The 16,927-nt window shown below is 74.5% G+C and carries 15 protein-coding genes; 7 read left to right on the plus strand and 8 right to left on the minus strand.

The features are described 5' to 3' along the window. From AB0G50_RS34930 to AB0G50_RS34945, 4 genes are all read right to left on the minus strand, one after another. Positions 1-1,159, minus strand: a 1,159-nt coding sequence (locus AB0G50_RS34930; RefSeq protein WP_360118045.1) for an AAA family ATPase, incomplete at its 3' end; no start/stop codon positions are given. Positions 1,160-1,210: 51 nt separating this feature from the next. After that, on the minus strand, positions 1,211-1,999 hold the full coding sequence (locus AB0G50_RS34935; RefSeq protein ID WP_360118048.1) for a hypothetical protein: 789 nt from the start codon (positions 1,997-1,999) through the stop codon (positions 1,211-1,213). A gap of 73 nt (positions 2,000-2,072) precedes the next feature. Then, positions 2,073-3,449, minus strand: a complete 1,377-nt coding sequence (locus AB0G50_RS34940) for an aspartate aminotransferase family protein (RefSeq protein ID WP_360118051.1) — start codon at positions 3,447-3,449, stop codon at positions 2,073-2,075. A gap of 68 nt (positions 3,450-3,517) precedes the next feature. Next, a complete protein-coding gene (locus tag AB0G50_RS34945) occupies positions 3,518-5,014 on the minus strand; it encodes a CoA-acylating methylmalonate-semialdehyde dehydrogenase (RefSeq protein WP_360118054.1) in 1,497 nt (498 codons plus the stop codon). Positions 5,015-5,128: 114 nt separating this feature from the next. Here AB0G50_RS34945 and AB0G50_RS34950 point away from each other — a divergent pair, with 114 nt between their 5' ends. Beyond that, complete coding sequence (locus AB0G50_RS34950; RefSeq protein ID WP_360118057.1) at positions 5,129-6,736, plus strand: PucR family transcriptional regulator; 1,608 nt, start codon at positions 5,129-5,131, stop codon at positions 6,734-6,736. Between the two features lie 52 nt (positions 6,737-6,788). Here the strand turns inward: AB0G50_RS34950 and AB0G50_RS34955 are convergent, their stop codons facing one another. Further along, entirely contained in the window at positions 6,789-8,210 is a 1,422-nt protein-coding gene (locus tag AB0G50_RS34955; RefSeq protein ID WP_360118060.1) for an APC family permease, read from the minus strand. Positions 8,211-8,348: 138 nt separating this feature from the next. Here AB0G50_RS34955 and AB0G50_RS34960 point away from each other — a divergent pair, with 138 nt between their 5' ends. Both AB0G50_RS34960 and AB0G50_RS34965 read left to right on the plus strand, forming a co-directional pair. Continuing rightward, entirely contained in the window at positions 8,349-8,954 is a 606-nt protein-coding gene (locus AB0G50_RS34960) for a TetR family transcriptional regulator C-terminal domain-containing protein (protein WP_360118063.1), read from the plus strand. Continuing rightward, positions 8,954-10,024, plus strand: a complete 1,071-nt coding sequence (locus AB0G50_RS34965; protein WP_360118066.1) for a P1 family peptidase — start codon at positions 8,954-8,956, stop codon at positions 10,022-10,024. The genes AB0G50_RS34960 and AB0G50_RS34965 overlap by 1 nt, the downstream gene beginning before the upstream one ends. Before the next feature lie 46 nt (positions 10,025-10,070). On the opposite strand, the gene AB0G50_RS34970 is transcribed toward AB0G50_RS34965, so the two are convergent. Both AB0G50_RS34970 and AB0G50_RS34975 read right to left on the minus strand, forming a co-directional pair. Continuing rightward, a complete protein-coding gene (locus AB0G50_RS34970) occupies positions 10,071-11,174 on the minus strand; it encodes a serine hydrolase domain-containing protein (RefSeq protein ID WP_360118069.1) in 1,104 nt (367 codons plus the stop codon). 175 nt (positions 11,175-11,349) lie between these two features. Next, positions 11,350-11,478: a hypothetical protein gene (locus tag AB0G50_RS34975; protein ID WP_360118072.1), complete on the minus strand. Its 129-nt coding sequence runs from the start codon at positions 11,476-11,478 to the stop codon at positions 11,350-11,352. 6 nt (positions 11,479-11,484) lie between these two features. Here AB0G50_RS34975 and AB0G50_RS34980 point away from each other — a divergent pair, with 6 nt between their 5' ends. Beyond that, positions 11,485-11,715, plus strand: coding sequence for a hypothetical protein (locus AB0G50_RS34980; protein WP_360118075.1), 231 nt, complete (start codon positions 11,485-11,487; stop codon positions 11,713-11,715). A gap of 49 nt (positions 11,716-11,764) precedes the next feature. Next, positions 11,765-12,256, plus strand: a complete 492-nt coding sequence (locus AB0G50_RS34985; protein WP_360118078.1) for a hypothetical protein — start codon at positions 11,765-11,767, stop codon at positions 12,254-12,256. Positions 12,257-12,262: 6 nt separating this feature from the next. Here the strand turns inward: AB0G50_RS34985 and AB0G50_RS34990 are convergent, their stop codons facing one another. Further along, positions 12,263-13,492 carry a hypothetical protein gene (locus tag AB0G50_RS34990; protein ID WP_360118081.1) on the minus strand — a complete coding sequence of 410 codons (1,230 nt, stop codon included), beginning with the start codon at positions 13,490-13,492 and terminating at the stop codon, positions 12,263-12,265. 574 nt (positions 13,493-14,066) lie between these two features. Between AB0G50_RS34990 and AB0G50_RS34995 the strand changes: the two genes are divergently transcribed. Further along, positions 14,067-14,537 carry a PaaI family thioesterase gene (locus AB0G50_RS34995; protein WP_360118084.1) on the plus strand — a complete coding sequence of 157 codons (471 nt, stop codon included), beginning with the start codon at positions 14,067-14,069 and terminating at the stop codon, positions 14,535-14,537. A gap of 11 nt (positions 14,538-14,548) precedes the next feature. Then, on the plus strand, positions 14,549-16,927 hold a 2,379-nt coding region (locus tag AB0G50_RS35000), incomplete at its 3' end, for an SEFIR domain-containing protein (RefSeq protein WP_360118087.1).

Below are 16,927 nucleotides of genomic sequence, written 5' to 3' on the forward strand. Positions count from 1 at the left end.
CCGGCGTGCCGCTGAGCCGGGCCGCCTGCTCCAGCGCGGCGACGGCGGCGGCCACCCCGCCCCGGTCGCGCGCCCGGTCGGCGGTGCGCTCCAGCTCCACCGCCACGTCCTCGTCGGCGCCGGTGGTGGCCGACGCGCGGTGCCACGCCCGCCGGTCGGGCTGCCCGTCGACGGTGGCCGCGAGGGCCAGGTGCGCCCGCCGCAGGTCGCCGAGCGCGGCCGTGGCCGGAATCGCCGACCGCATCAGGGGATGCCGGAACGCGATCACGTCGACACCGACGTCGACCAGTCCGGCCTCGACCGCCGGCGTGAGCACCTCGGGCTCGACCGCCGCGCCGAGGACCTCGGCCGCGGCGGCCAGCGTGCCGGCGAGCGACCCGTCCTCGGCGAGCGCCGCCACGAGCAGGACCGCGCGGGTCGGCGCCAGCAGGTCGGCGGCCCGGGCGGAGAACGCGCGCCGGAGCCGTTCGGTCAGCGGTAGCACCGGGTCGTCGTCCACGACGGAGGGCAGCTCGGTCAGCGCGAGCGGGTTGCCCGCCGCCGCCACCAGCACCCGCGCCCGGTCGGCCACGCCGAGGTCGGGCGCGACCGAGTCGACCAGCTCCGCCGCGTCCTCGTCGGCCAACGGGCGCAGGGTCGTCACGGCCAATCCGGCGTCCCGCAACGGCGACGGCGCGTCCTGCCGAGCCGTCACCACGAGCGCGATCGGCTCGGACTCGATCCGCCGCGCCACGAACGCGAGCACGTCGGCACTGGCCCGGTCGAGCCACTGCGCGTCCTCGACCACGACCAGCAGCGGCGCCTCCTCGGCCAGCAGCGTCAACGCCGCGAGCCCCACGAGGTGGGCGTTCGCCGTGCCGTCGGCCTGCCCGAGCGCGATCCGCACCGCGTCGCGCTGCGCGCCGGGCAGCGCGTCCACCCCGGACCGCGCCGGGTGCAGCAACCGGTGCAACCCGGCGAACGCCAGGTCCCGCTCGGCCTCGACGCCCGCGGTCCGCAGCACGCGCACCCCGGCCACCACCGCCGCGTCGACCGCCGCGCCCACCAGGGCCGACTTGCCGATGCCGGGCTCACCCTCGAGCAGCACCCCGGCACGCCCCACCGGTCCCCCGACCAGCGCGACCAGCTCCTTGCACTCCGCTTCCCGCCCGTACAGCATGGTTGGCGCCGCTCCTGCCCTCGACCGTCGAGCCGCCCGTTCCGGCACGGCTCACGTGGAATCCTCGCAGCCGCGACCTCGCACGCCCGCCACGACCCGCGCGACCACGAGCTGGACGGCGACCGCCACCGCGCCCCCCACCAGGAACGACACCCCGCCCAACGGCCGCACCAGCACGGCGACCGCGAGGCAGAACCCGGCGAACCCGAACAACCCGACGAGCACCCCGCCCAACGTCCGCGCGGTCACCACGTGCCCGTGCCGCGCGAGCGCGAACGCCGCCACGACACCGGTGGCGATGGGCAGCGGCGCCACCAACCCCGTCCACCGCGGACCGAGCGCGCTCGACGCCGTGGTCACCACGAGCACCAGCACCCCGGTCACCACCGCCCGCCCGGGCAGATCCCAGCGCGACGCCACCGCGACCACGTCCGAGGTCGTCGGCACCCGCGGCATCGCCACCAACGCGACCGCCGTCGCGACGAGCGTGCACCCCACCGCGACGGCGGTCGTCACGCGCACCCCGGACAGCGCGAAGTCCACCGCGAGCACCACACCCCACCCGACGACGGAGGTCGCGAACCACCCGCGCCACGCGGCCACCCGGGAGAACACGACCACGAACACGGCCAACGACACGAGCCCGAACAGGGAGGACGCGGCCGCGCCGGCGGCGAACTCCGCGCCGTGCAACCGGTAGGTGATGAACAGGATCGGCCCGGCGACGATCGGCAACCCGACGAGGATCCCCGCGACCTCGGGCCCCCACCGCCGACCGGCCAGCGTCGACGCCACGACCAGCGAGGGAGCGAGTAACAGCTTCAGCAGCAGAATGCCCACTTGCCCGCAGTCTGCCAGAAACGTCCCACCACCGGGACGAGGTGGGGGCGCCTCGCGCCAGGCGCCCCCTCGCTCAGAGCAGCTCGGCCGCCTCGGTGAGGGTGTGCCGCAGGATCCGCTCGATCTCGTCGAACTCGGCCTGGCCGGAGATCAGCGGGGGCGCGACCTGGACGACCGGGTCGCCGCGGTCGTCGGGGCGGCAGTACAGGCCGTTGTCGAACAGGGCTTCGGGCAGGTAGCCGCGGATCAGGCGTTCGCGTTCGTCCGCGTCCAGGGTGTGCCGGGTGGCCTTGTCCTTGACCAGTTCCACCGCCCAGAAGTAGCCGTCGCCGCGCACGTCGCCGACGATCGGCAGGTCCAGCAGCTTGCGCAGGGTGTCGCCGAACGCCTGCTCGTTGGCCAGCACGCGCTGGTTGAGGCCCTCCGCGTCGAACAGGTCGAGGTTGGCCAGCGACACCGCCGCGGCGACCGGGTGGCCGCCGAAGGTGTACCCGTGCGGGAACGTGGTCCTGCCGTGCAGGAACGGCTCCACGACGCGGTTGGTGGTGATCATCGCGCCGATCGGGGCGTAGCCGGAGCTCATGCCCTTGGCGCAGGTGATGATGTCGGGCTGGTAGCCGAACTTCTCGCAGGCGAACGTGGTGCCGTGCCTGCCGAACGCGCAGATCACCTCGTCGGACACCAGGAGCACGTCGTGCTTGTCGCAGATCTCCCGCACCCGCGCGAAGTAGCCGGGCGGCGGGGTGAAGCAGCCGCCCGAGTTCTGCACCGGCTCCAGCACGACCGCGGCGACCGTGTCGGCGCCCTCGAAGAGGATGGCCTCCTCGATCCGGTCCGCGGCCCACCGGCCGAACGCCTCCAGGTCGTCGGCGTGCTCGGTGGCGCGGTAGAAGTTCGTGTTGGGCACCCGGAAACCGCCCGGGGTCAGCGGTTCGAACTGCTGCTTCATCGCGGGCAGGCCGGTGATCGCGAGCGCGCCCTGCGGCGTGCCGTGGTAGGCGACCGCGCGGCTGATCACCTTGTGCTTGAGCGGTTTGCCCATGAGCTTGAAGTACTGCTTCGCGACCTTCCAGGCGCTCTCGATCGCCTCGCCGCCGCCGGTCGTGAAGAACACCCGGTCCAGGTCGCCGGGCGCGGCGGCGGCCAGCCGGTCGGCCAGTTCGAGCGCGGGCCGGGTGCCGTAGCCCCACACCGGGAAGTACGCGAGCTGGGACGCCTGCTCGGCCATCACCTGGGCCAGCTCGCGCCGGCCGTGACCCGCCTGCACGACGAATAGCCCGGACAACCCGTCCAGCACCCGCCTGCCCCGGTCGTCCCACAGGTACGCGCCCTCGCCGCGGGTGATCACCGGCACGCGGGGTGACGACAACCGGGTGAAGTGCGGCCACAGGTGGCCCCAGTCCGTCCGAGCGGGACTGGTCGCGGCGAGATCGGGCTCGGTGAGCGTCATGTGCCGTCCTCTTCCGTGTCGGTCGTTGTGCGGCGGTCGGTCTGCGCGGCGGTCGGTCTGCGCGGGAGTCAGTCGTTGCGCGGGAAGCCGAGGTCGACGCCCCGGCGGACGGTGTCCGGCCAGCGCGAGGTGACGACCTTGCCCCTGGTGAAGAAGTGCACGCCCTCGGCGCCGTGCGCGTGCGTGTCGCCGAACAGCGAGTCCTTCCACCCGCCGAACGAGTAGTACGCGACCGGGACGGGCACCGGCACGTTGACACCCACCATGCCCACCTCGACCTCGTTCTCGAACCGCCTGGCCGCGCCGCCGTCCCGGGTGAAGATCGCCGTGCCGTTGCCGTACCGGTTGGCGTTGACCAGTGCCAACGCCTCGTCGTAGGTGTCCACCCGGACCACCGCGAGCACCGGGCCGAAGATCTCGTCGGTGTAGACGGACATGTCGGGCGTGACGTGGTCGAGCAGCGTGGGCCCGAGGAAGAAGCCGGCGCCGTCCGCGTCGGGCGCGACCTCGCGGCCGTCCACCACGACCGTCGCGCCCGCGCGTTGTCCCTCGGCGACGTAGCCCGCGACCTTGTCCCGGTGCGCGCCGGTGACCAGCGGTCCCATGTCGCAGCCACGCCGGCCGTCACCGGTGCGCAGCGACCGGGCGCGCTCGGCGATCGCGGCCACCAGCGGGTCGGCGACCGGGCCGACCGCGACGACGACGCTGATCGCCATGCACCGCTCGCCCGCCGAGCCGAACCCGGCGCTCACGGCGGCGTCGGCGGTCTGCTCGAGGTCGGCGTCCGGCAGCACGACCATGTGGTTCTTCGCGCCGCCCAGCGCCTGCACCCGCTTGCCGGCCGCGCTCGCGCGCTCGTGCACGTACCGGGCGACCGGGGTCGACCCGACGAACGACACGGCCTTGATCCCGGGGTGCTCGAGCAGCCCGTCGACGGCGACCTTGTCCCCGTGCAGCACGGTGAACACCCCGTCTGGCAGGCCCGCGCGCTGCCACAGCCGGGCCAGCAGCAGCGCCGCCGACGGGTCCTTCTCGCTCGGCTTGAGCACGACCGTGTTGCCGGCCGCGATGGCGATCGGCACGAACCACAGCGGCACCATCGCCGGGAAGTTGAACGGGCTGATCACCGCGACCGGGCCGAGCGGCTGGCGCACCGAGTGCACGTCGACGCCGGTCGAGGCGTTCTCGGTGTGGCCGCCCTTGAGCAGGTGCCCGATGCCGCAGGCGAACTCCACGACCTCGAGCCCGCGCGCGACCTCGCCCCTGGCGTCGGCGACGACCTTGCCGTGCTCGGCGGTGATCACCTCGGCCACCTCGTCGGCCGCCTCGTCCAGCAGGTGGCGGAACGCGAACAGGATCCGGGTCCGGCGCGCCAACGCGGTGTCCCGCCAGCCGGGGAACGCGGCGACGGCGCTCGCCACCGCCCGGTCGACCTCGGCCGGGCCCGCGAGCGCCACCGACCGGGCCACCTCGCCGGTGGCCGGGTCGAAGACGTCGGCCGCGCGACCGGAGTCGCCCACCACCTCCGCGCCGTCGATCCAGTGCCCCACGATCTCCGTGCTCATCCGCCTACCTCCACGAGTGCTCGTCCTCCAGCGTCGTCCGCCGGACGGTGTAGCGACAGTGACACTGTGCCGCCGATCCGCCGGTGAACCCGACGATGTGTAAAGTCGGCTGCCGTGTACCCCACGGTGGCGGACGTGCTGGCCACGCCCCCGGTGCGGGCGGGCGAACCCCGGGTGCGCGCGGGCGCGGAGAACCTGGACCGGCCGGTGCGCTGGGTGCACGTGAGCGAGGTGGCCCGGGTCGCGGGCACGCTGGCGGGCGGCGAGCTGCTGCTGTCGACCGGCATCGTCGCCGCCGAACCGGGCGCGGACCTCGCGGGCTACGTCACGGCGCTGCACGAGGCGGGCGTCAGCGGGCTGGTGGTGGAGCTGGGCGACCGGCTGCCCGCGCTCCCCGACCCGATGGTCCGGACCGCCCGCGCGCTGGGCCTGCCGCTGGTCGAACTGCGCCGCACGGTGCGGTTCGTGGCGATCACCGAGGTGGTGCACGCCCGGATCATCGACGCCGGGCACGAGCGGCTGCGGTTCGCGCAGCGGGTCAACGACCTGTTCACCACGCTGACCGTGGAGGGCGCGCGGGTCGAGGAGGTGCTCGACCAGGCGAGCGCGCTCGGCGGGCACCCCGTCGTGCTGGAGGACCTGGCGCACCGGGCGATCGCGTTCAGCGGCGCGGTCGGCGCGGGTGAGCTGCTGCGCGACTGGGAGTCCCGGTCGCGGCTCGCGCTCACCACCGGCGAGACGGCGGTGACGGGCCCCGAGCGGTGGCTGTGCACGCCCGTCGGACCGCGCCGCGGCCGATGGGGGCGGCTCGTGGTGCCGCTGACGGTGGCGGATACCGACCTGGTCGGCGCGGTGCTGGAGCGGGCCGCGGCCACGTTGGCGATCACCCGCGTGCTGCGGGGCGAGGGGCGCGACATCGCGCTGGACGCGCACGGCGGTCTGCTGCGCGACCTGCTGGCCGGACAGGTGTCCGACGAGCAGGCGATGGGCGCGCGGCTGCGCGCGCTGGGTTTGGGCGGCGGCCGGGCGTACGCGGTACTGGTGCTCGCGGTCGGCTCGCCCGCCGCGCCGTCGGCCGCCGCCGACCAGGCCACCCTGGAGGCGGCCGCGGCGACCGCGCGGGGTCAGGGCCGGGCCGCGCTGACCGGTGTGACCGCGCCGGGTCGGGTGGCCGTGGTGTTCCCGTGCTCGGGCGAGGACGACGAGCCGGCGGCGGTCCACTCGTTCCGCGCCGCGCTGTCCCTGCCACCGGGCGCGGTGGTCGCCGCCGCCGCGCCTGCCGGCCGGATCACCGGGTTGCCCGCGGCGCTGGAGGAGGCGAGCCACGTCGCGGACGTGGTGGCGGCGGCGCCCGGCCGGGTCGGCGAGCGGGACGTGTACCGCGGCCGGGACCTCGGCGCGCGGGGCCTGCTGTGGTCGTTGCGCGCGGACCCGCGGCTGCACCAGTTCGCCGAGCTCCAGCTCGAACCGCTGCTGCGCCACCGCGGGCCGCGCCGGGGCACCGAGCAGTCGACCGAGCTGCTGGACCTGCTGCGCGCCTACCTCGACCACAACGGCAACGTGGCGGTGCTCGCGCGCGCCCTGCACCTGAGCAGGCCGGCCGTCTACGCGCGGCTCGACCGGCTGTCCGAGGTGCTCGGCCACGACCTCGCCGACGCCGAGACCCGGTTGTCGCTGCACCTCGCGGTGCTCGCCTACGACCAGGCTCCGCGCAGGCCCTGACGCACGGGCGGGCCGCCCGGCGGGGGACACCGGGCGGCCCGCGCGGGCGCGGTCAGCGCGGGGCTTCGTCGAGCACCACCTCCTCCGCCGGGCCGTGCAGCTCCCACCGGCCGCGGCGACGCAGCACCAGCGCGTAGTACAGCGCCGACACCACGCAGATGCCGATCGTGATCAGCAGGCTCGGCCGGCCGATGACCGGGTCCAGCGCGTTCTGCCACACCACGTAGGCCAGAGCCAGCAGCGCGAGCACCGGCGCGACCGGGAACAGCGGCATCCGGTACGCGGCGTGCGAGGTGGTGCCGTTGCGCCGGCCGTTCAGCGCGGCCAGGCACAGCGCCGCGTACACCGCGACGATCGAGGTCGCCGTGACGACGAGCAGGAAGTCCTTGTCCGCGAAGCACAGCGCGGTGCCGAACGCGCCGGTGGCCAGGGTCGCGATCCACGGGGTGCCGGTCTTCGGGTGGATCGCGGCGAGCGCCTTGCTCACCGAACCCGGCCACGCCGCGTCCCGGCCGGTGCTGAACACCATCCGCGAGGTGATCAGGATGATCGCCAGCACCGCGTTGAGGATGGCCAGCGCGATCGCGAGGCTGATCACCGTGTTCACCGTCGAGCCCGCCTTGGCGGTGACGAAGTAGCTCATCATGTTGGCCGAGCCGAACAGGTCGGGCAGCGAGGGCGAGCCCAGCAGCACCGCGGTCACCGGCACCAGCTCGGCCACGACGGTGATGCCGAGCGCCCACAGGATGGCCCGCGCGATGCCGCGGTGCGCGTCGGAGGTCTCCTCGCCGAAGTAGACCGCCGAGCCGTACCCGTTGTAGGAGAAGATCGCCACGGCCGCCGCGCCGGCGATGATCCCGAACGAGGCGGGTCCGACCACGTCGCCCGCCGCCGCGACCGGGGCGCTGATCAGCTCGCCGAGGCCGCGCGCCGGGTCGGCCAGGCCGAGCGCGGTCACCACGACCAGCGCGACCATCTCGATCGCCAGGAAGACGCCGGTGATCCACGCGTTGAGCTTGACGTCGAACACCGCGAGCAGGGTCGCCGCGGCCGTCGTCACCGCCGCCACCACCGGCGCGGACAGGCCCGGGATCAGCACCTCGAGGTAGGTGCCGACGCCCAGCGCGATCACCGCGATGATCAGCAGCTGGGTGACCAGCAGCAGACCGAGCGTGACGAAGCCGGGCAGCCGGCCCAGGGTGCGCGCGACGATGGCGTACTCGCCGCCGCTGAGCGGGTAGGCCGACGCCAGCTCGGCGTAGACGAACGCCATGAACACGCCCACCACGGCCGCGATCACGAAGCTCCAGAACGCGCCGCTGCCCGCCTGGGCCACCACGCCCGGCGCGATGATGAAGACCGAGGACGCGGGCGAGATGGCCGACAGCGTGATGAGCAGCGTGCCGAGCACTTTCAGACCTCGGCGCAGGGCCGGTGCGGATGGTGGCGGTGCGGACGGCGACGGGTCCGACATGGCGTCTCCTCGGTGCCGAGTTCTTTGACTGGTCATCAAAGAACTCGGCACGTGCCACGTCAATAGCCAAGTTTCAAGTGGTTGTGACCGACATCGGGGAACTTGCGTTCTTTGATGATCGGCTGAAGAATCGCCCGCATGCCACGACCGAGCCGGGCGCACCACAAGCGCGGCGAACTCATCTCCGCCGCACGGCGGGCCGTCCTCGACCGGGGCGTGCTCGACCTGCGGCTGCGCGACGTCGCCGACAACGCGGCGATGTCCACCGGTTCCGTCCTGTACTACTTCCCGACCTTGGGCGACCTGCTGTACGAGGTCCAGACCGAGGCCGTCGAGCGGTTCTGCGTCGCCCGCGAGGAGGCCGCGCGGGCCGAGCCCGACCTGCGGCGCCGGCTCGTCGGCATGATCAAGGCGGGTCTGCCGACCGGTCAGGACGACGAGTTGTGCGTGCTGATCTACGAGCTGGGCGCCTACGCCCGGCGCGACGCGGCCTACGCCGCCCAGCACATCCGGCTCTGCGAGCGCCAGGTCGCGCTGTACACCACGATCCTGGAAACCGGCGTGGCCACCGGGGTGTTCGAGCTGACCCGCGACGCCACCACGGTCGCGCGCAGCCTCGTCGCCCTGGAGGACGGTCTCGGCCTGCACATCACGCAGGCCGTGCCGACGTTCACCACCGCGCAGGCCGAGGCGATGCTCATCGCCTACGCGGCCGACGCCACCCACTGCGAACTGGAGTCCTGATGCGCGCCCGCGAACACGGCCTGCGGCTCACCGGTGAGACCGGGCCGCTCAACGCCATCACCGACGTGCCCGGCGTGGAGGTCGGCTACACCACGCTGATCGAGGGCGACGACGTCCGCACCGGCGTCACCGCGATCCTGCCGCGCGGCCGGGACGAGGTGCACCTGCCGTGCGCCGCGGGCCGGTTCTCGTTGAACGGCAACGGGGAGATGACCGGCTCGGCGCTGCTGGACGAAACCGGGACGCTGAGCCTGCCGGTGCTGATCACCAACACGCACGCGATCGGACCGTGCCACCGCGGCGTGATCGACTGGGTGGCGCGGGAGAACCCGGTGGTCGCCGACCAGTGGCTGCTGCCCGTCGTGGCGGAGACCTGGGACGGCTACCTCAACGACATCAACGGCCCGCACGTCCGGCCCGAGCACGCCGTGGCCGCGATCGACGCCGCCGCGCCGGGTCCGGTCGCCGAGGGCTCGGTGGGCGGCGGCACGGGCATGAACTGCTACGGCTTCAAGGGCGGCAACGGCACCGCGTCCCGCCGGGTCCGGCACGGCGACGACACCTACACCGTGGGCGTCTTCCTCCAGGCCAACTTCGGCGGCCGGTCCGAGCTGACCGTGTGCGGCACGCCGGTCGGCGAGGCGCTGGCCGAGGACAACCCGATGGAGGACGGTCTCCGGCAGCCGCCGCCCGGCGCCGGCTCGGTGATCGTGGTGGTCGCCACCGACGCGCCGCTGCTGCCCGGCCAGTGCACGGCGCTGGCCCGCCGGGTCCCGCTGGGGTTGGCGCGCACCGGCACCACCGGGTCGCACTTCTCCGGCGACATCTTCCTGGCGTTCTCCACCGGCAACGTGCTGGCGCGGTCGGACTTCCCGCAGGGCGAGCCGGGGTACGAGCACCTGCGGCACATCCCGTGGAACCGGATGGACGACTTCTTCACCGCCGTCGTGCAGGCGGTCGAGGAGGCCGTGCTCAACGCCCTGTTCGCGGCCACCACGATGACCGGCCGGCTGGGTCGCCGCTCCCCCGCGCTGCCCGTCGAGAAGCTGCTGCCCCTGCTGAACCGGTGAACCGCGGCCGGGAGTGTCCGGAGTGGACACTCCCGGCCGGCCCGGGTTACGGCTTCGGGCAGAACACCGAGTCCACCACGTCGAGGACGGGGCTGTAGTCGGGTTCGGGCAGGGCGTCCAGGTTGGCCGAGAGCACCAACCGCGTGCGGCCGTCCGGGGTGCCGAACACCTCGGTCAACCAGCCGATCATGTCACCGCTGTGGCCGACCACCTGCTGCCCGCACGCCAGGGTGTGCACCTCGACGCCGAGCCCGTAGGTGGGGCTCACCGCCGTGGTGCGGGTCAACTCGGCCTGCTGCGCGGGCTTGAGCAGCCGCCCGCCGAACAGCGCGGTCCAGAACCGGTCGAGGTCGGCGGTGGTGGACACCAGCGCGCCGGCCGCGTCGGTCGAGGTCGGGTTCAGCCTGGTGCCGTCGACCCGGCGGCCGTCGACGTACAGGTAGCCGTGCGCGTGCGGCCACGGCAGGTCGACCCGGTCGGTCGGGATCGAGGAATCGCGCATGCCCACCGGCTTCAGCACCCGGCGCTGCACCTCGTCGCGCCACGACCGGCCGGTGACGCGTTCGATCAGCTGACCCAGCACGACGTAATTCGTGTTGGAGTACTCCCACTTCGCGCCCGGCGGGAAGTCCAGCGGCTTGGCGGTGGCCAGCGCCAACAGCTGCCGCGGCTCCCAGTGCCGGAGCAGCCCGCGCTCCTGCTCCTCCGGTGTGGCGTAGAGGTCGCGCAGGTAGTCGTAGAGCCCGCTGGTGTGCTGGAGCAGGTTGCGCACCGTGATCCGGTCACCGTCGGGCAGCAGCCCCGGCAGGTAGGTCGACACGGACCGGTCCAACGCGACCCGACCCTCACCGACCAGTTGCAGCACCACGGTGGCCACGAACGGTTTCGTCACGCTGGCCGCCCGGAACCGGCTGTCGTAGGACACCGGCCCGCCCGCACCCGACCGCGCCACCCCGGACCGCGCCCGGAAGTCCCGGCCGTCGGCGGAAATCCGGGCCTGCACGCCCAGCGCGCCGGACGCGGTCATCCGGTCCAGGTTCGCCTGCACCTGCTTTTTGTCCACTGTGGACCTCGCGGCGACCGCCGGTCCGGCGACCCCGACCGTCAGGGCCACCGCCGCGACCAGCGCGACGCCTGCTCTCGATCTCATGAACTCTCCCTGGTAGGCCTGGCACTGCGGCGAAGTCTGGTCGTCCGCGGTCGACCTCCACGTCGGTCCGGGGTGGGAACCGGCCCGCGCCTTTCGGACCTGGCCACGACGACGCCCGACCCGCCCGCCGTCCGCCCACGGGATGACACCGCCGCGACCTTCGCCGCGCGCGGGCCTACTCCAGTCCACTGAGGACGGTCGTCGACGCCTCCTCCGGCGAGCACCTCGCCGAGTCCACGACCAGGTGCGGCTCGTCCCACGGCTCCCACAACCGCTTCATCCACAGCACGTGCTCCCAGGACACCGTGGCGTGCCGGCACGGGATGCCCCGCGACCGCCCCTCGACCCGGTCTCGGCGAGCGGCATCGTGTTGTCCAGGCGCAGCGCGCCGAACGGCGTCAACGCGCCCAACTGCCAGTCCACGGAGAACAGCGGCGCGCGCAACCGCCACGCCGGCGCCTCGGCGAGCGTGCTCTTCCCGGTGCCCGGCACCCCTGCCGGCAACACCGTGCGCGGCGAACAGCGCCGCCGCGTCGAGTGATCCGCCGTCCCGGACGAACGGCTCGGTGGAGGGGTGCGGCGGCAGACCGGTGGAACCCGGTTCCCAGGCCGAGGACGTGGCCGCATCCTCCCGCGCCACGCCGGCCGCCGGAGGGGAACGGTTCGGCGGCGCGCGGGGTCTCACCGCCATGACCTACGACATCGCCGCGTTCGAGCCCGCCGACACCGACGACGACGGCTGGGAATCCTGGTACGGCGACCAGCACGACTACTTCGACGCCCACCCCGACGCGGACGCGTCCGTGACCTCGCCGCGGTTGCGGGCGTTCCACGAGGAGCTGGCGCGGACCGTGACGGCCGCGACCCGTCCCGAGGACGGCGACACCAGCGAGGAGTTCGACGAGCTGGGTGACACCGACCCGATGGAGGCGATCTTCACCTTCAGCCCGCGCGTCGTGTACGGCGAGCACTCGCACGGCCAGGAGAAGCAGGCCATCGAGCTGTGGTTGGCGCTGGCCGAGAAGCACGGGCTGGCGGTCGCGCTGCTCGGCGAGTGCAACCTGCCGATCCACCGGTTCTGACCGGGCCTAGGTCCGCCCGCGGGTGGCACCGAGCAGCAGCACACCGGCGACGCAGCTGGCGGCGGGCACCGCGAGCGCGAGCCACAGCGGCAGCCAGGACAACCCCAGTCCGCTGACCGCGAAGCCGAGGCCGTTGGCGGTGTAGAGCCAGCTGAAGCCCTCGGTGCGCCGGGAGTCGGGCACCAGCTGTTCGACGGCGTAGGACCGGATGGCGTTGAGCGGCGCGGCGCCCAGTCCCACCAGCACGACCGCGACCGCCAACGTCGGCCACGACCCGGCCCGCCCGACCGCGACCGTCGCGGCCGCCACCACGAGCAGCAGCACGGCCGCCCGCGCCCGCGGCCCACCGGGCAGCTTCCCGCCCAGCGCCGCGTACCCGAGTCCCGACGCGATGCCCGCCACGGACAGGATCGCGATGATCGCGCCGCCGCCGAACACCCCGGCGTCCAGCGTGCCGGCGAGGGTCAGGGCCGCGGTCTCGATCGCGCCGAGCGCGTGGCCGAACGCGAAGCTGACCGCCAACCAGGCCAGGAACGCGGGCGACCACAGCACCCCGCCGGCGGTCCCCTCGGCGGTCACCGGACGCGCCGCGCGCGGCCCGAGGGCGAGCAGCGCCCCGGCCGCCGCCGCGGTCACCGCCATCGCCACCACCCCGCCCGCCGCGCCGATCAGCAGCACGGCGCTCACCACCAGCGGCGCGCCGACCACGAGCAGCTCGACCACCGTGGCGTCCACGGCCAGCGCGGGCTCCACCAACCGCCGGGGCACCGCGACGTTCAGCCGGTCACGCGCCAACCCGGGCAACCCCGCGAGCGCCACCCCGGCCACCGCCGCGCACAGGCACGACGCCCACAGCGGCGCGCCCGACACCCCGGTCACCGCGACGAGCCCCAGCGCGACCGCCGCGACACCGGTGGCCACCGCCGGCAGCACCCGCCCGGGTCGCCGGTCGAACACCCGCCCGGCCGCGCCGGCCACGAACACCTGTGCCAGCACCAGACTGGCGACCAGCACGCCGCCGTCCTCCGGCCGACCACCGGTCACGAGCATGAGCCCGCTGAACGCCATGGCCGCCATCAACACCGGCGCCCGGCACAACTGCGCCGTCGCCGACCACACCCAGTACGCCCGCCGCCCCACCAACTCCCGCAACGGGTTCGCCCCATCGCCGACCGACTCGGCGACCGAACCCGCGGCGGCGGACTCCGCACCGGACTCCACCGCGCCCTCGATCACCGCCGCACCCCCAGGACCCGGTTCCGCGCCCACGCGCACCGCCGCGGCCACACCGGGCGCCTCAGCCGTCGCGGCAGCCGCGGTCGGCGTGGCAGGCGTGGCAGGCTCGGCTGGCGCGGTCGGCACGGCAGGCTCGGCTGGCTCGGCAGGCACGGCTGGCTCGGCAGGCGCAGCCAGCTCGGCAGGCGCGATCGGCACGGCAGGCTCGGCCAGCTTGGCAGACGCGGCAGGCTCGGCTGGCGCGGTCGGCACGGCTGGCGCGGTCGGCTCGGCAGGCGCGGCAGGCACGGTCGGCTCGGCAGGCGCGGTCGGCGCGGTCGGCTCGGCCAGCGCCGTCGGCTCGGTCGGCGCAGCAGGCGCGGTCGGCGCAGCAGGCGCGGTCGGCGCGGTCGGCGCGGTCGGCTCCGCGAGCAAACCCGTTGGCACCGCCGGAGATCCTGGCTCGGCGGCCGGGGTCGTCGGGCTCGGCGGGGGATCGGCCGGCATGGGCTGCTCACCTTCTCGGGACTCGACCGCCACTCGGCGGAACACCGTGCCGCCGTCCGGCGGAGGGCGCGTGTCTACAGTGCGAGCCATGCTCAGCATCCAGGAGACCCTGTACCCCGACCTGCCGTGCTTCGGCTGCGGCCACGGTAACGCCAAGGGTTTGCGCCTGCGCAGCCATTTCGGCGACGACGGCGCGGTCACCGGGCTCTTCACGCCGTGGCCCGAACACGACAACGGGTTGGGATTCCTCAACGGTGGCGTCATCTGCACCCTCCTGGACTGCCACAGCGCCGCCGCCGTGATGGCCGAGGCCGACCGCCGGGGGTGGCGGCCGCTGGGTGACGCGGCGCTGTCCTACGTCACGGCGGGGTTGGACGTCCGCTTCCTGCGCCCGTCGCCGTTGGCCGACGCGGTGGAGCTGCGCGCGGTGGTGACCGAGGCGTCCGAGGCGGAGATGTCCGCGGAGGTGTCCCTGGTGTGGGACGGGAAGACGCGGGCCGAGGCGACGGCGCGGTGGAAGCGGTGGCGTCCCCGGACGGGTCGACCCGCGGGGCACTAGGGTCGGCGGGCGTGCCGCCTCCCCGCTCCCCCAGGGTGTTCGTGTCCTACGCGGACGACTCCGGTGCCCACACCGACGCGGTCGTCGCGTTCGCCGAGCGGTTGCGCGCCGGGTTCGGCATCGACGTCCGGCTGGACGTGTGGGCGCGCGACCGCCGCCGGGACTGGGTGCAGTGGGTGGTGGAGCAGATCGAGAAGGGCGACTTCGTCCTGGCGATCGCGTCGCCGGAGTACCGCAGGCGGGCCGGGTCGGACGCGCCGGCGGGCGGTGGGCTCCAGTTCCAGTACGCGATGCTGCGCGACCGGCTCGCCCAGGACCGGACCCAGTGGTTGCCGAAGATCCTCCCGGTGGTGCTGGAGGGCCACCGCGCCGACGACCTGCCGACGTTCCTCCAGCCCTACTCGGCGTCCCGCTACACGCTGCCGGACGAACTCGAGGAACTGCTGCGGGTGCTGACCGGGCAACCCCGCCACCCCGTGCCGGGGCTCGCGCCGCTCGCCGATCCCGCCGTCGCGGCGCGGGACGAGTTGTTCCGGACCACGCCCATCGGCCCGCAGCTGAGCGCCGAACTGGCGGAGGCGGCCGAACGGCTCGCGGGCGCGGTCACCGACGTGTGGCGCGCCGAGGTCAAGCGCCTCGGGCTGGACGACCCCCGTCCGCTGGCCACCCGGTGGTCCGCCGACGGCGTCGAGGTCGACCGGATCGGGCCGTACTTCCGCCGGCACGTCCCGGACCGCAGGCTGCTGGTGCTCGGCGAGCCGGGCTCGGGCAAGAGCGTGTCGGCGATCCGGCTCGTGTCCGACGTGCTGGCCACCCGCGCGTCGGGCGACCCGGTGCCGGTGCTGGTGCCGGTCACCGACTGGAACCCCCGTGAGGAGCACCCGTTCGACTGGCTGGCGGGCAGGCTCGCCCGGGACCACCGGCTCGGCCGGACCGTGCGGTGGGTCGACGGCAGGCGCATCACGCTCGCGACCGCGCTGCTGGAGGCGGGCCGGGTGCTGCCCGTGCTGGACGGCCTGGAAACCGTCGCCGACGACCTGCGGGTCGAGGCGGTCGAGGCGCTGAACCGGCTGGGCTCGTCGTTCCCGCTGGTCGTCACGTGCGGTGTCGCGCAGTACCGGGACCTGGAGGCGAAGGGCGTCGGCCTGGCCCGGGCCCGGCGGGCCGACCTGCTGCCGCTGGACCGGGCCGACGTCGAGAGCTACCTGACCGAAACCGTGCCGCACGGCGCGTCCCGCCTCCCGCCGCTGTTCGCCCGGCTGCGCGCGGAACCCGACCCGACGCCGCTCGTGGTGTGGCTGCTGCGGGTCGTGCACCGGGACGTGGACCGCGACCCGGCCGACCTGTGCGACCGGACGCGCTTCCCGGATCCGGCGGCGATCGAGGCGCACCTGTTGGCGCACCTGGTTCCCGCGGTGTACCCAGACCACCCGACCCGGTCGTCGGCCGGGCCGCACCACACCACCGTGCAGCGGTGGCTCGGCACTCTGGCGACCCACCTCGAGGCCACCGGCTCGCCGGACCTCGCGTGGTGGCGGCTGCACCGGGCGCTCCCCTGGGCCGCGCCGGGCTGCCGGGCGCTGGCCGGCGCGGCGCTGGGTTTCGGCGCGGGCAGCGCGGGCGGGCCGGTGCCCGGCCTGATCGGCGCGGCGGTAGTCGGGCTGGCCGCGACGAGCACCCGCTACCTGGCCTACTTCGCCGTCGGCGACCTGGAGACGCCGCACGCCCTGACCGTGTCACGGCCCCGATTACGCGCCGAACTGGTCGACACGGCCCGGCTGACGCTCAACACCCTGCTGCTCCTGGTCGGCGTCTTCGCGCTGCTGGTGGCCGCCGTGGGCATCGCGGAAGGGCCGTCGTGGACGGTCCGGTCGGTGCTGGTGCTCGCCGGGTTGGTCCTCGGCGGCGGTCTCCTGACGTGCTGGACCGGCCGCCGGTTCTGGCTCCGACTGCGGCACGGCCACACCGGCGGCGTGGTGGGTCCGGCCGACCTGGCCCGCCCGACGAACCCCGAGACCACGCTCCGCGCCGACCGCCGGGTGGTGCTGCTGGGGTCGGGGATCATGCTCGCCGTCGCCGCGGGGTTCGCCGTGCCGGGCGTCGACTACGCGGTCCGGATCGCGCTCGGCTACGCGGGCGGGTGGCTGTTGTCGAGCGCGCACACCAGGTTCACCGTCACGAGGCTCGTCCTGGCCGCCCGCGGCCGACTCCCGTGGCGCCTCATGCCGTTCCTCACCGACGCCCGCGACCGCGGCGTGCTGCGGCAGTACGGCGCGGTGCACCAGTTCCGCCACCGGCACCTGCACCGGCACCTGCTCGACCGGGTCCGCGACGCGGCCCGAACCCCCCGGCGCGGGGGGGGGCCCCCCGGGCCCCCGGGGGGGGGCGGT

It is taken from the genome of Actinosynnema sp. NPDC020468 (genome assembly GCF_040642015.1).
GTDB lineage: Bacteria > Actinomycetota > Actinomycetes > Mycobacteriales > Pseudonocardiaceae > Actinosynnema.